This window comes from Desulfosediminicola flagellatus, assembly GCF_005116655.2.
Lineage (GTDB): Bacteria > Desulfobacterota > Desulfobulbia > Desulfobulbales > Desulfocapsaceae > Desulfopila > Desulfopila flagellata.
In genome coordinates, this window is the sequence record NZ_CP050698.1 from 5,998,885 (window position 1) to 6,013,318 (window position 14,434).

The 14,434-nt window shown below is 42.5% G+C and carries 11 protein-coding genes; 2 read left to right on the forward strand and 9 right to left on the reverse strand.

Annotated features, from left to right (window positions below; genetic code table 11):
* The first annotated feature begins 95 nt into the window (after window positions 1–95).
* Both FCL46_RS24895 and FCL46_RS24900 read left to right on the forward strand, forming a co-directional pair.
* The gene (locus tag FCL46_RS24895; RefSeq protein ID WP_136809188.1) at window positions 96–1,007 is read left to right on the forward strand and encodes a PilZ domain-containing protein; all 912 of its coding nucleotides are present in this window, start codon (window positions 96–98) and stop codon (window positions 1,005–1,007) included.
* Between the two features lie 461 nt (window positions 1,008–1,468).
* The gene (locus FCL46_RS24900; RefSeq protein ID WP_136809189.1) at window positions 1,469–3,658 is read left to right on the forward strand and encodes a malate synthase G; all 2,190 of its coding nucleotides are present in this window, start codon (window positions 1,469–1,471) and stop codon (window positions 3,656–3,658) included.
* A 141-nt stretch (window positions 3,659–3,799) separates the two neighbouring features.
* On the opposite strand, the gene FCL46_RS24905 is transcribed toward FCL46_RS24900, so the two are convergent.
* The 9 genes from FCL46_RS24905 to FCL46_RS24945 all read right to left on the reverse strand — a co-directional run bounded on the left by FCL46_RS24905 (window position 3,800) and on the right by FCL46_RS24945 (window position 13,940).
* Window positions 3,800–4,537, reverse strand: a complete 738-nt coding sequence (locus tag FCL46_RS24905) for a creatininase family protein (protein WP_136809190.1) — start codon at window positions 4,535–4,537, stop codon at window positions 3,800–3,802.
* Between the two features lie 216 nt (window positions 4,538–4,753).
* Window positions 4,754–5,599 (reverse strand): hypothetical protein, encoded by an 846-nt coding sequence (locus FCL46_RS24910; protein WP_136809191.1) that lies wholly within the window; start codon window positions 5,597–5,599, stop codon window positions 4,754–4,756.
* Window positions 5,600–5,771: 172 nt separating this feature from the next.
* The gene (locus tag FCL46_RS24915) at window positions 5,772–6,950 is read right to left on the reverse strand and encodes a Shedu anti-phage system protein SduA domain-containing protein (protein WP_136809192.1); all 1,179 of its coding nucleotides are present in this window, start codon (window positions 6,948–6,950) and stop codon (window positions 5,772–5,774) included.
* 300 nt (window positions 6,951–7,250) lie between these two features.
* Complete coding sequence (locus FCL46_RS24920) at window positions 7,251–8,339, reverse strand: tetratricopeptide repeat protein (protein WP_136809193.1); 1,089 nt, start codon at window positions 8,337–8,339, stop codon at window positions 7,251–7,253.
* A gap of 612 nt (window positions 8,340–8,951) precedes the next feature.
* Window positions 8,952–9,482 carry a MerR family transcriptional regulator gene (locus tag FCL46_RS24925; protein WP_136809194.1) on the reverse strand — a complete coding sequence of 177 codons (531 nt, stop codon included), beginning with the start codon at window positions 9,480–9,482 and terminating at the stop codon, window positions 8,952–8,954.
* 63 nt (window positions 9,483–9,545) lie between these two features.
* Window positions 9,546–10,031, reverse strand: a complete 486-nt coding sequence (locus FCL46_RS24930) for a hypothetical protein (RefSeq protein WP_136809195.1) — start codon at window positions 10,029–10,031, stop codon at window positions 9,546–9,548.
* Window positions 10,032–10,591: 560 nt separating this feature from the next.
* Window positions 10,592–12,034 (reverse strand): hypothetical protein, encoded by a 1,443-nt coding sequence (locus tag FCL46_RS24935; RefSeq protein ID WP_136809196.1) that lies wholly within the window; start codon window positions 12,032–12,034, stop codon window positions 10,592–10,594.
* A gap of 2 nt (window positions 12,035–12,036) precedes the next feature.
* The gene (locus FCL46_RS24940) at window positions 12,037–12,423 is read right to left on the reverse strand and encodes a hypothetical protein (RefSeq protein WP_136809197.1); all 387 of its coding nucleotides are present in this window, start codon (window positions 12,421–12,423) and stop codon (window positions 12,037–12,039) included.
* Between the two features lie 32 nt (window positions 12,424–12,455).
* Entirely contained in the window at window positions 12,456–13,940 is a 1,485-nt protein-coding gene (locus FCL46_RS24945) for a hypothetical protein (protein ID WP_136809198.1), read from the reverse strand.
* Window positions 13,941–14,434 lie beyond the last annotated feature (494 nt).

The following is a 14,434-nucleotide window of genomic DNA, read 5'->3' on the forward strand; positions in this document are numbered from 1 at the left end:
ATAAATACTGAAATTATGAGAAAATCACAGATATGGTATTACACGAGAAGATTCTGTTCTATTCAATAGCACTGTCAAGGGAGTGACGAGAAACAATGGCTGATCAGGAAAGTGCAGTAGATTACGATAAACTCCTGAAACAACTAAAGGGATTCTTTCCTGGTGAAGGGCTTAATATCGAATCAGTTAAGTATGATATGAATTCCAGGAAGCTATTTATTAAGCCTGAAGATTTCCTTCCTTATCTGCAAACAGCCTTGTTGGACGAAAAACTGATAGAAGTTCGGTTTGATTATAATGATAACCCTCATTTTACCAGGATTATCGATTGGCCGGCAAAAGAGAAAGAAAACGCATCTGATGAGGTGCGGGCTGCGTCAGCACCCGGAGCATATTTTCAGGATATGACCCATATCACTTCGTTGCCAATGGAACCTTCGATTGGCAATTACCACATTAAAAAAAGTCAAAGCGTTGTAATGCGTTTTTTCACAAAATCGTTTGCTGTCGAGTTATGTACGACATTCCTCAGAACAAATAAATATGAGAATCTTCCTGTACTACAGTTCCAGTTCCCCGTAATTGGCCGGCTACTGAAAGGTGAACGGGAATACCGGGCAAAAGTTACGAAGGGTTTTGATTTGAAAGTACATATAACTGGTAAGCGTAAACAGCCTGATATAATGACAGATATAATAAATGTCAGCGCAACCGGTTTGGCATTTTCCTTGGAAAAAAAGGATGTTAATAATTTTTTGGAAAATGAAACGAGAAAGCTGAAGGTGATTAAGGATGGCGAAGAGCTGTTCAAGGTTAATGCAAAGGTTCGCCATGTTTCGCGGATACGCAAACGAACGAGTATTGCGTACTTTTGTGGTGTAGAGCTTGATCTGGTTACTCAGAGCATGACTCGTGAGGTGGAAACACTTTTGGCAACGGTCCAACGTGCTCACCTTCAGGCGCTTTCAGGTCTTTCCCGCGAAACCGGCTATAATCTTATAAGCTGATCGTACCCTGCTGACAATAAGTCCAAGACGTATTATCAGGCTGATTCAACGTCTTGTCAGCAGTAAACTGCCATTTCCGTTGCCTTCTGATACTTCGCTTTCAACCGGGTATTGTGACCTTCACGTTTATCGTGTGTCTCCGACCTTCGCTCAGTTTTACCAGCCAGGTTGCCTCAGTTACGAGGAGAATCATCCCTTCACCGAAAAGAGCAGAACTGCACAAATAACGTATCGTCCTTGAATCATAAGAGTATTGTATACGAATTTGTCCATTGTGCTAAGCAGGTGGTATCGTTTGATCAGATTAATTCAGGTGAAGATCTTGCACTTTGCGGAGGATTATGTAGAATTGGCCCAACCAATATCGATGTTCATCTGAAATATGATACATGCATACGATGTGAAAAGAGGCTGTAATACGATGAATTCCCAGGGAGTTTCCCTGGTTTACGGAGGGCTGTATGAATATATCCACGGAAAATCGGGTTCGAACAGGTAATCTTGAAATTGCCGGGCCATTGCATGATGTAGTTGAAAAACATATAGCACCAGGCACCGGGTTGCCTGCTGAGAAGTTCTGGTCGGCGCTTGAAACAATGCTTGCGGAAATGATGCCGAAAAACAAGGAACTTCTTCAGGAGCGTGATGAGTTTCAGCACAAACTTGACAGCTGGCATACATCAAGAAAGGATCAGCCTTTTGACCTTGAAGAGTATACGACGTTTTTACGTGAGATAGGCTATATCGTTGAGGAAGGCCAGGATTTCACCATTACCACTGAAAATGTTGATAGCGAGATCGCAACAATTGCCGGGCCTCAGCTTGTTGTTCCGGTTACCAACGCCCGTTACGCCCTGAACGCGGTGAATGGCCGTTGGGGCAGTCTCTATGATGCACTGTATGGCACCGATGTATTGCCCGAAACTGATGGAGCAGAGAAGACTGCGGGATATAACCCCGTTAGAGGCGCTGCAGTTATCAATTACGGCACAGGTTTTCTTGATTCAGCAGCACCATTGGCAACAGGCAGTCATGGTGATGTGCAGGAATACAGAATTGAAGAGAGTGAAGGTAACTACCAGCTTACAGCTACCATGAGTGATGGCAAGTCATCTGGCCTTGCGGATTCAAATCAGTTCGTCGGGTATGTTAAAGATGATGAAATCATGTCGATATTGCTTAAGAAAAATGGACTGCATCTTGAAATCCAGATAGATCGACAGAGTCAGGTTGGTAAAGGTCACCCTGCCGGTGTTAAGGATATTCTGCTGGAATCTGCAATGACCACCATCTGCGATTGTGAAGATTCTGTTGCTGCGGTTGACGGCGAAGACAAGGCACTGACCTATTTTAACTGGCTTGGTTTGATTAAAGGCGACCTCACCACCAGCTTTAGTAAAAACGGTAAGGTGGTGGAGCGCGGAATGAATGGTGATCGTGAATATATCGCGGCAAATGGCGGGACGATCTCACTTTCAGGCAGAAGCCTTATGCTGATTCGTACTGTCGGCCATCTGATGACCACCGATGCCGTGCTCTATAATGGTGAGGAGATACCTGAAGGCATTCTGGATACAATGGTTACGGCATACGTGGCTAAAAATGAGCAGAATGGCAATGTACAATTCGCAAACAGCCGTGAAGGCAGTGTCTATATTGTAAAACCAAAGATGCATGGCCCTAAAGAAGTTGCGTTCACCTGTGCATTGTTCAGCCGCACAGAAGAGCTGCTGGGGCTTCGTGCCAAATCGCTTAAAGTCGGGATCATGGACGAAGAGCGGCGAACAACAGTGAACCTCAAAGAGTGCATTCGTCAGGCAAAAGACCGCATTATTTTCATTAACACAGGCTTTCTTGATCGTACGGGAGATGAAATTCACACCAGCATGGAAGCTGGCGCGATGGTGAAGAAAGACGATATGAAGAATCAGCGGTGGATTGCTGCTTATGAAAATAACAATGTCGATGTTGGTCTTGCAGCAGGCTTTTCGGGCCGTGCCCAGATCGGTAAAGGCATGTGGGCCAAACCGGATATGATGGCAGAGATGGTTGCAGACAAAATCGGACATCCAAAGTCAGGTGCCAATTGTGCCTGGGTACCATCTCCGACAGCAGCAACGTTGCATGCAATGCACTACCATCAGGTAGATGTTTTTGCAATCCAGCGAGAACTTGCCAGCCGGGAAAAGGCGGAGCTAGCCGATTTACTCACCATCCCCTTACTTAAAGAAGAACTTGCGCCAGAGGCTATTCAGCGCGAACTCGACAATAACGCTCAGTCAATTCTCGGGTATGTTGTGCGATGGGTAGAGCAGGGGATAGGTTGTTCAAAAGTGCCTGATATTAACGATGTCGGCCTGATGGAAGATCGGGCGACGTTACGTATTTCCAGCCAGTATTTTGCCAACTGGATTCATCATGGTATCTGTTCTGAAGAACAGGTGATGGAAACGTTAAAGCGCATGGCCGGAGTAGTAGATAAACAGAATGAAGGTGATTCAGCCTACCGGCCAATGGCAGTGGATTTTGAAAACAGTGTCGCTTTTCAGGCCGCATGTGAACTGGTTTTTAGCGGTATAGAACAACCAAACGGCTATACCGAACCTATTCTTCATGCACGCAGGAAGCAGGCTAAAGCGAAATTTGCTTAATGATTTGAGTGAAGTGATAGCAAGAGATATCAGGCCAGACTCCAGAGTGGAGTCTGGCCTGAATGTTACACGATTCTGGACAATGCTCGATATTCTAGGATGTTAATTCGGTATCGAGAATTGGTAAAGTTACCAACTCAATTAAAGGTGATAAAATTTTTCATACCTTTCAAGAATATCTTCTATTGCTCTTTCGAAAAATTCTTGGCCGATATCAACAGATGCTAGAGAAGAGTCAGCCCCCATTCTCCCATCGGGAAAGTTGTTTTTGAAATCAAAGCAATCTCTGAAATTAGTATTTGAAGATAACTCTTGTGGTAACTCAACATTTTTTACTGCACTTGGATGAGCATAAAAACTCAGTGATAATTCTGACGGTGTAGCATGAGAGCCTTCTGCGTCTTTAAAAGATGTCTCAGATAAAGCTTTTACCCGATCACCGTCATACCAGCTCCATAAATGAAAATGTGCAGAAGATGGCTCTTTGTTAAGGCTATGTTCTGCATATATTTCTGAAAACGCTGTGGTTACTGAAGCTACATTTCCGCCATGGCCATTAAGAAAAAATAAGTGTGTAAAACCATGGCTTGTCAATGAAAGAATAACGTCTTTTATTAATGCTATCATTGTAGTCGGTCTGAGTGTAATCGTACCAGGAAACGACATATGGTGTTGTGACATTCCAAAATTTATTGTCGGAGCAATCAGTATATTTTTTCTTTCCGATATACCATTCGCCAAAACTTTGGGACATATTGAATCGGTTCCAATCAGCCCCATAGGTCCATGCTGTTCTGTTGAACCGATTGGAATAATGATATCTGTTCTAGATTTTAGATAGTCTTCAACTTCACACCACGTTGAATATTCAAGCTGCATTGTATTTCGACCTATTGTGTTTTTTGTTCACATAACCTATAAACCCCGCGGTGAGGTTTGGTAACCTGCCCGCGCTGTTTGCGGGTCCGTGTTTATTGGCTGGTTAGCAAGAGCATGTGCTAGCCATGTTGTCAGCTAATCTTGCATTGCATAAATATTATCTAATAGATTTATATTGAAAGCAGCAATCGCCATTGAACACACTACTAATTGACTCTATTCCTCTTCATAAGACCAATTTCGATATATTTCAAATTGGTCAATATTACTGTCGTTAATAAAAGCTTCTAACATATCTATCAGTTGATTATATTTCGTACATAGTGAAGAATTTGATTCAAGAGGAAATACACCATGTTCAAGTTTAGACTTCTCTGATTTGAGTGACTTTAAAACAGTTTCGACAATTGGGTAAATCTCAGAATAATTAGCTGCATACCTATATAACCAGCCATTTTCCAACCATGCACTTTCCCATATTTTCTGCCAATCTTCGCTAGTAACTCTCTTGTTCATTTGGTAACAAGCCCATCGAAAAGCAGGAGCTGTACTTATACTTTTACTTAAAGGGGGAGTCCCAAAGATACTTTCAAAATCACTATATTCACCATCTGCTTTCCTAAGAAGCTTGTCGTACTCAGTATCATTTAAATTACAAACACCTTCTCTAATAACTGAAAGTATTGATCGTTGAACATATGTGTACCTGTTTCGACGATTATATCCATAATTAGCTAGCATTTCGCTTGCATTAGTGAGGACATGTCGCAAAGGCCTAGGGTTAGTTCCTCCCAACTTACAATTGTCTTTTGCCTGAATCTCTCTCGACCAATCTACCCACATAGAATAATTAAACTCTGAAAATTCTTTTGATTGTGTTCTAAGCAATTGAAGTGCAGATGATAGTTGAATCGCAGCTGAGTTATGGTGGGAGGCCAAAGCACTTTGCTTAGCTATGAGTTTAGACTGCCTACTGATTTGCAATGATCCAAAGGCAGCAATAGCAGCAGCTACTGAAGCGATAGCAGATAAGAATGCAGGAGCATAATCAATTAAGTTCATTTCATTCAGTACTCAAATCTTTTTTGTTATACAATTTCACAAAACCTCAAATTTTGAAATGTTTCTAAACGGGTGCAATTCCAATTTCATTATTGCTAACGTGGAGGGTAACCGGCGAGCGTCAGCGAGTCCGTGTTGACCCGTTTGTTAGCAAATTCGTATGTGTTATTTTTTAAAAAGGAATTAGTTTAATATGATGCGGGACATTGAACCTTGTTCCAGAATAATATTTTCGATGAGTTTTACTTATCCCATATTTTTTGCTTTTCCCTAAAAATATAGGAAATTCCATTGTTTCCATATTTGCCCAATAGTACATACGAATTTGTGTTTTGTCTTTAAATGGAACTTTTAAACCATAAATCGCAATTTCTCCAAGCTCAAACAAGCACTTAGCTTTTTCCAACAAATCACTACCAACAACTAAATTCATATAACTTTTATTCACCTTATCAAAGATGCAGGAGTCATCAAAGTTAACATTATCTATAATTATATCCTTAAAATGCTCTCCATTTATCTCAAGAGTAATTATGGTAGATTCTGCTGTAACTCCTAATTCGAACAAAATATAAATCGGTTCATTATAATTAAAACCATGTGATCCTTCTTTAATCTTCACCAAATGCGTATACTTTAATCCATCGATTACTCTTAAATTCAGGGTTCCATCTTTGTCTATATAAAGCGATGCTCTATTGCTATGAGGATTATTCCCAAAATCAAAAATAAAATTTTCAACGTCATGGTGTTTGTGAATCTTTACGGCGCTGCAAATTGTAAATCCTTTAAGTGAATCAAATTTAGAATAATTCTTATTCCAATGGTATTCTAAATAATTTCGAATATCGTCATAAGTTTTTAACTGTGTCTTACCACCTTCTCGATAGAGGATTTTTTGGATTTCAAATTTGTCAAGGCCATCATTTCTTCCTGCTATAATGAACGCTTTTAAGTTTTTGTGAATTTCTTCATTGTATTTTGTCTTAAAAGAGTCGCGATTCAAGGCTTCATCAAAAAACTCATTATATTCATGACACTGAGAAATATATTCCCTGAATGAACTGTAAAATTCTTTACGTCGTTTGGCTGACTTAAGAACAGTAGTGTCAGGTCTTTTAATTTCTACAATGGACCACAATGAGTCAATGTCCCGTGCTATAAAATCGGGTATAAATGTTTCACGTTCAGTTTTTAAAATTGCGTGTGGGATAACCTTATCAAATCCTAAAAGATCAAATATTATTGGATTCTCTTCAAACCACTCTTGATAGTATTTTTCCTCATAGATGTGGTTTTCCAATAAAATGTCAATACCGTTAAGTGCATTTTCAATCTCTTGTCTTCTCATGTGTTTAAATAAAATAAAAGCTATATATTTTCTTCATAATTATTTTTTACCTATGCTAACCATTGATTATCAGGTCAATTTGCCCTGATAATATGATATCAACGGGGTTTTCGGGCACAATTGCCCTGTTTCAATATCTAGGTTTATTTTGCTGAACCGCTACAATTGGTACTTACTTTTGCTGACTTACTAGAAGAAATCGCCTGCAGATTTCCTTCTATATCAACCTAACAAGTGGTGGCCTTCAAAATTTGGTGAAAAGCCAGATAATCCTCTAGTTTGCCCGTCTGGTATTCTCCTTTAGCTGTATGGGTTGGCCTTGTCTCCAATGAACTCATCGATTTGCTTTCGAAGGCCGCGAAGTTCTTCCTGTAGCCCGTTTTCATCAACTTTATGCAACCAGGAGAGAGCCTTGAAAACTGCTCTGGCGTCTTCATGTTTATCCTGTTTATGAAGACACATGAAGTGATTCCAGCCAATGAGGGCGGTATGAGGGTGCTGCTCACCGTCCTGCTCTAGGTGATATTCATGGAGACTGCCGAAGAGATTAGCAGCGTGTGCCCATTCCTCTTTGCTGGCCAAATAAACGGCTGTATTAGCTTTAGCCAGAAGTACTTGCGAGGCTGTCTCTCCATGCTCTTCTTCGAGGTCAGAGAGTTTTTGGAGAAGTTCTTCGGGCGTCTCTGCTCCGGTAATTCTGCGGAGTACAGCTCTTAGCTGCTTGAGACTATCTGGCATTTCTGTTTCATCAGTTTCGATGACCCAGAGTAGACTCTCCAGTACAGTTTGGGCAGATTGTGTTTTTTCTTGCCGATATAGACATTGGTAGAGCATAAACGCGGCCTGAGCCGTGTCTGGATGTTGTTCACCATCGTTTTCAACATGCTCGTTGTAAAGCTGACGCCAAATCTCTTCAGCCTCTGCCCATTGTTCCTGCTGCATTAAGTTTTGAGCTTCTGCTGCCTTTTGTACATTGGGAGGGGGGGGGGCGGGTTGAATGTGTTCTTTTCGAACTGTAAAGAACGGTTGTAAGTGTTTGCGAAGCTCACGAAGATCCGAGGGAAGCGATTCGTCCACAGATTTGCATAGCCACTCAAGCGATCGGATAATTTTTACAGCGTCCTCGTGACGTTCAAGTTTATGCAGGCAGTTGAAATAGACCCAGGCTGAAGTGGCCGTATCGGGGTGTTCATTGCCAAGGTTTTTGCTTTGTATTTCCCAGGCGATGCGAGCATGATGTTCAGCTTCGCTCCACAGTCCCTGATTTGCCAAGGTTATGGCGAGTTTGGTCATTGAAGTGAGGGTCTCCGGGTGCTCAGGGCCAAGGCGCTCAGTTGTTTTTTCCAGAGCCTGCTCCTGAAGGTCACGTGCAGCGTTATTATCGTCCATATTCTTTTGTGTATAAGAGAGGTTGTATATTGAAGTGAGAGTATCCGGAACCAAAACGATTCTGACTGATAAAGCATGCGTGCGTCTTCAAATCGTCCCCACTGGATTTCTCTCTGATAAAGTGATTGTGAAAATCATGCTGACCGAGATTGAAAAGTATCTGTAACCTGCAATAAAGAGATGCTGATATTATTGAAGATATACCAGCAATGTACGGTTTGCGAGACAATTCTTTTCGACCGGATTCTTCGGGCATCAATCGGAGATAGACCACAATTACTTGTTTATAGAGGGTACTTCCTGACTATACGTAACAAAATTACAACCGGTGGAATGGTATGGTTTGGTTATTAACACTCTGTTTTTTCATTAAATAACTATAGAAATTGAACTGGGGGCGGACTGCATCAACTTGCTTGATACTGATAAATATGTTGTCAGGCAGGGGGGAGGGAGTTAGACCTTAACGCGTTAGAATTTTGGTTATTGAGAGTTTTTTACCTAAAAAATATCTCTGGTCGCACTTGATATCAAGATAGTACCATCTGCGTATTGGGTTGGTTATACGTATGAAAGCCTTTGAGGGAGTGGGAGTCGGGAGTTGGATTGGTGTTAAGATGAACTTCCTGCCCATTTTCTAATATTTTCAATCTCATCTTCAGGGATGTTGAGTTGTCTGAGAAATTGAAGATGTTTCTGAGGTGCCATTTTCTCAAAACGTATATGCCATTGATGCATATCTTCCTCAGAAAAGCCTGCACCTTGTAACAGTGATGTCCATATCTCTTTAGTCATTGCGCGTGATTCTCTCAGGAGGTCTGTGTTTTGCAATAGTCCTGCAACGACCTTTTGTTGTTCGTACAGCTCTGAAATTTCACTGTTTAACTCGACAAAGCGCTGCTTAAGCACGTTGGTGAATTCTGTTTGCGGCGAATTCAGAATTTTCTCAATATGTTTTAACGGTAGACCTGCTTTCCTGTAGAGACAAATCTGCTCAAGTTTCTTTTCATCTTCTGGCTGATAGACTCTGTAACTGCCTTTTTCATGGTCTGCTGGGCTAAGAAGACCGATAGAATCGTAATAGAGCAGGGTGGATCTCGATAAACCATATTTCCTGGCAAGCATGCCTACCGTTAAGGTCATTGAGTATCTCTTATGTGTTGAAGAAAGAGTGGGTTGAAGCAGTTATCAACAGTGCATTTGATATCATGATTTTGATGAATCCGGCACTAACGCACTACCAGTTTTTAAATAATGGTTCAGCATTTGATATAAAGATTCCATCATTGTTTTGTATTCATTTTCATCATAACCCAAAACTGCCTTATCACCTTCATTGTTGAGGGCGGTTATCTCCTGCATCCAGTTGAGGGTCGTGAGCGTCTCCTCTGTTTTCAGGGTAATCTCATATCGTGTTGTGCGAAGATTTCCGGTCCTGACAAATGTGATTTTAGTGTCAGGTACATACTCACTGACTACCCAGATTTCATCTCCAAATCGTTCATCGTAATCTGTCTTGAATACACAACCAAGCTCAGCAAAACCAGACTTTGAATAGAGCAGAGTGCACTGCCAACCGGGAATCCAGTCATACTCACGAACAGGACAGAGCAGCGGGAATATTTCTTGTGGTAATGCTTCAAGTTTCATTATGTATTCATACGATTTTCGCTTTCTGTTTTCGAGCTTCATAGTTGTCTCCCAGCTGTAAAAGGTACATATATTATTGGTGAATGCTGAGGTGATAGTGCCCTATAAAGCTATAGACAGGTCAAGAGGAAAAACGATGTGTAATTGTTTTCTGGCTCGTTTGTAATAACGTATGAAAGGCAGATTGGCGCGAGATGACATCTATATGATGTGAGGAATAATTGGTGAGGTGAATAATCTTAAAAGTATGCTGTTGGACTATGTGACAATGCTCGGACAATGGGGGCAGACCAATTCAAGTTTTCGAAATACAACAAATCTGTTGTGAGTTGCGGTTAGTTTTGCCCTTAGATGTCCCTTTTGATAGGTGAAAGCGGAAACGTTACTTTTCGAATTTCAGTGCCATTTCTGAGGGTTATGCTGGAGGAAATGATTTAGAAAAATGTAAGCTGAAGTTACCAGGATAGGATTTTCGAGCATATTGGTGGGGGACAACGCGTCCGCGCGAGAGACTGAAACTTGTGGGCTCACTGTGAAGGCGGACGTTGATCCGCACTTATCATTGCGGGTCGCTACAGAAGCCCCCTCATACTTATGCTTGGTTAGTGAGGTTTCTTGTATTTTATGCTCAACTCAAAAGCTGTTTCGACGGCTTTGCTCCATTTATCACTGCCGACTTTCTTATATCTCTCTACCTGATACTTCATCCATTTTTCCATATTTTCAGGTTGCTGTATTTTCTTTCTTATCGACACACAGATGTTGCGCAGAATCCAATAATTATGCCCTGCCCGGTCGATACGCAAACGTTCAATCATTGGATCATTACCAGATCGCATACGACTGAAAAAAGGGATATGTGTCTCTACAAGATCTTGCCGACTCTCAAGCATGTTAACTACAATGTTTACATCCGTTGAAGTAGTAACTCCTAATTCACTGCGTAAGGCGCTCCAATTTGATGGGAAATCCTGTTCAAACCTTTTGAAATAGGGTGTTCTTGAAGTATAGGGTTTGTTGTTAATTAACGCATATGCCGCCACTTTATTCATTTTCATTTTTAAGAAAGCGTAGCGAGACCCATATAGTTTACCCGTATTAGAGTCCTTGAATGGAGCTGTAGAATCAATACTAACAGCCCGAGATTGATTGAATAATTGACCAATTAACGCTATCAGGATTGGAGATCCAACACCGAGGACATGGATTGGCACATCTGAATTTAACCCATTGACTACCCCCATCGCCAATGCAGTAGCAATGAGATAAGCCTCGGGTAAAATTTCAGGAAACATCTCAATCTTGTCTCCAAAATTCAGGCTAGTAATCCATCGCCGACTGCTCATCGGACCACCAAAGCTGATCGCTAGAGCCTCTGGGATTTCCGTAAGTTGTTTGGCTCCCTGGAAGGCGCTGGAATAATCGTAGGCGTGAAGCACTAGAAACTTGGCAGTTTTATCCAGTTCTTTCCTGTTGCCGAATTCACCAGCCAGCTGGCGCTTGTAAAGGTCACATGTATTTTCTTGAAAAACTTTTACCGCCTCGGCTTTAGGTTGAAATACTGGATCCATCAAGCCGCATAGCATGAGCACAGGAATCGTATAGTCTTCAAGACCAATAAGATAGTGCGGTTTAATAATGACTTGGCGCTCGATAATCTTTGCCAGTTCTAACTTACCCGTCTTTTCCTGACAGGCAGTGGCTATTTTGGCGATCAGATCATCGCGTGCTTTGAATATATTTGTACTCAATTTTCCCTGAGCATCAAACATTTCAAGCGCTGAATCGAGCAATGTACCAGCCTCTTTTTCAAAGGCTTTTGCGATTGCTTTCATGCGACTGAAATTACCATTATCACTGATCAGCAGGTTGTTCCTTTTCTTGACCCAATGAGCAAGTTCTATTTTCTTACTGTTTGTGAATTGCTCTGATAGAAGGTACCCTTCCCGATTTAGCGTGATTAGGTCATCGGGATTTGCAGTCAGGGTACTCAAGTTTGAGATAAAAATATATTTATCTCTTTTGTAGCGCGGAATAGATGTCATTATTAAACATTCGGATCATTCGGCCGAAGGAATTTGTCGAGAGCTTCCTTATGATTATTGTAGCACTTTAGCCATGCATGTGCCGCAGCCTCCCCCTCGATATCGAACTCATTGCAAAGATCCAGTTGTCTATTAAGTTTGTATAGGGCGCCGAGATATGAGCCTGCCCCTAGCAGGCATGTCCTAATAAGCTTGTCTCTTGCGATTGTTCCTCCTCCTAATCCAAAAGGGCCTCCGATTGTCGGAATTATTGCCGAACAAGAAAGCACTGAAGTTGCTCCGGTAACCATCGCACCGTTTCTCCATTGATCGGCAGTATCCCAGCAGTCATCAGCATGCTTTCTCGCGGCTTGTAACGCATCGTTGAGGTCTGAACATGGTCTGGCCATTTTGTGTCTCCTTAGTGATTGCTGGTAGTTGCCTACCTTATGAATGGTTGAAAAAGCAACTCCCCTGCTCCAAAGCTACTGCTTGACTCATTAATGCCATCTATATCATCAACAAGATTGTGTGGTCCAGGCGACCAGAATAAATTCGCACGGTTGGGCCACACCTGGAAGTACGGTCTGCATAGCCTGTAGAACCTCATCCTGAACGACTTTTCTGCAATTTTTGCGATTGGAATTGAGTCGATATGAAGGGCAGGGGCACCGCCTCCAGGAGGCGTAAAATCAAATACACCTGATGCTCGCACATAGCTCCCTTTTGTAATACCAGAATGAGCCATGTGGACGAACACAGCGACAATGTCGCCCTTAGCACCGCTCGATGGATCAACAAGTGTTGCTCGACTGATAAGCTTTCCGCTGGGTTCCCGCATTGCTGATATACTCTCCACGAAGCCTGAAACTTCAACTAAAGTTCCCGGTAGTGAGTTCGACAGCTGACTCAATTCGATATCTTTTCCATTTGGAATCGCAGAGTCGAATGCCAGGTCACCGGCATCTGATAGAAGCTCTCTAATCTCATCAGGAATACTCGGTGCACGCATCCAGATACTGAGGAGTGAAGAGGAACCATAACTTGCTACTGCCTCACGGACCATCCTTCCTGCCTCAGCAGCTCGGCGGCCCAATTTCTCTGCCCGCTGACCAGCACCGGCACTACGTAACGCGTCGTAAGCCATTCTTGCTACAGCCGCATGTCGCGCCATCATAGGCAGTTCACTTTCAACAAAGCAGGCCAACACCTGGAGGGATTCGGGGGCAACTCCAGGCTGTGCATTGGCGAGATCCGATTGGATTGTTTGTAACATTGTATTCAAAGAGGAGCGGAATGCAGAGAACGCACTAGTCAAGAGAGACCCAACTAAATCTGCTGTATTTTCAGCATTACTGGCCTCTGTCGACAGCGCATCCAAAGCAATGTTGAATTCAGCATGATAGATCGTCAGAAGACCTCGCACACGGGCGGCTGTAGAAGCCTCTACAGCAAGCTTGAAGCTCTGAGGAAAACCCAGCGGCTCCCCCTGGCCTGCTATTGCCTGGGTAAGCTCAGCTCCAGTAATCGTGCCTGCAACGATGCTGTCGATTAGTGCCTGAAACTCGGGCAAGGTATCGGGAGACACCACTGTGTGCTGATCAACGATTATGGCCATCGCCTCATCCAGATGGCTGTCATTCGCTGAAATGACATCGTCCAAAAAAGCGCTCACTCTGGATGCAAGCTCAAGTTGTACAGCAGCCTGGGCTCGATTTCCCTTTGCAGTCATCGACAAAATCATGTTCGACGACATACCCAGACCGAGGCAGGACAATCCAGCAATTTTGGCTGCTTTCCAGTCGCGTGTACCGACAGAGTCGCGTACTCCAGAGAGTTGTAATATCAGTGCATCGTGAAGAGCACCCATAGACGTGGCTGCCGGATAAAAGTCAATTAGACCATTAAGACTTGGTTGAATATCCATTCTCAACTCTCCTTATTTTTATACATAAGTAACGGAGGCAATAAGCAGCGCTTAATTGTAGAGACAAGATCAAGTCTGGGCGGCCGGATATCGCTTTCAATAGCCTATGAGTCAGCTATGCTATTGTTGAAAGGCTGCATTGGTGAGTTATTTTCAGGTTATTTAATACTAAGAATCAGTAACGATTGTGTCAACGACGTTCCCCTAAACCATTTTCAATACAAACGGACCGGCAATCATTGGTAAAAAACACTAGAAAGTATTCTAAGCACCTGGTGTGGCATTTGTATTCCCTTTTAAAAAATCGATGTAGCGCTTTCATAACAATTATACTGACCTGGCGGAGGCTTGATGCTTGGTGCGGACCAGGCAAACGCAAAAAAGAGCTATGGCTTAATTGCTGAGAAAGCTCTTTTTGTTATTTAAAAGAGCGATGTAAGGAGTTTGCGAATCTGAAAACGAATAATCACATGCAGTCGTGGAACGTCAACTCA

Excerpts from the sequence above, each read along its gene's own strand:
- FCL46_RS24900 (WP_136809189.1), top strand. The coding sequence starts at position 1,469 with ATGAATATATCCACGGAAAATCGGGTTCGAACAGGTAATCTTGAAATT.
- FCL46_RS24895 (WP_136809188.1), top strand. The coding sequence starts at position 96 with ATGGCTGATCAGGAAAGTGCAGTAGATTACGATAAACTCCTGAAACAA.
- FCL46_RS24925 (WP_136809194.1), bottom strand. The coding sequence starts at position 9,482 with ATGACCTTAACGGTAGGCATGCTTGCCAGGAAATATGGTTTATCGAGA.
- FCL46_RS24915 (WP_136809192.1), bottom strand. The coding sequence starts at position 6,950 with ATGAGAAGACAAGAGATTGAAAATGCACTTAACGGTATTGACATTTTA.
- FCL46_RS24920 (WP_136809193.1), bottom strand. The coding sequence starts at position 8,339 with ATGGACGATAATAACGCTGCACGTGACCTTCAGGAGCAGGCTCTGGAA.
- FCL46_RS24905 (WP_136809190.1), bottom strand. The coding sequence starts at position 4,537 with ATGCAGCTTGAATATTCAACGTGGTGTGAAGTTGAAGACTATCTAAAA.
- FCL46_RS24910 (WP_136809191.1), bottom strand. The coding sequence starts at position 5,599 with ATGAACTTAATTGATTATGCTCCTGCATTCTTATCTGCTATCGCTTCA.
- FCL46_RS24940 (WP_136809197.1), bottom strand. The coding sequence starts at position 12,423 with ATGGCCAGACCATGTTCAGACCTCAACGATGCGTTACAAGCCGCGAGA.
- FCL46_RS24930 (WP_136809195.1), bottom strand. The coding sequence starts at position 10,031 with ATGAAGCTCGAAAACAGAAAGCGAAAATCGTATGAATACATAATGAAA.
- FCL46_RS24945 (WP_136809198.1), bottom strand. The coding sequence starts at position 13,940 with ATGGATATTCAACCAAGTCTTAATGGTCTAATTGACTTTTATCCGGCA.
- FCL46_RS24935 (WP_136809196.1), bottom strand. The coding sequence starts at position 12,034 with ATGACATCTATTCCGCGCTACAAAAGAGATAAATATATTTTTATCTCA.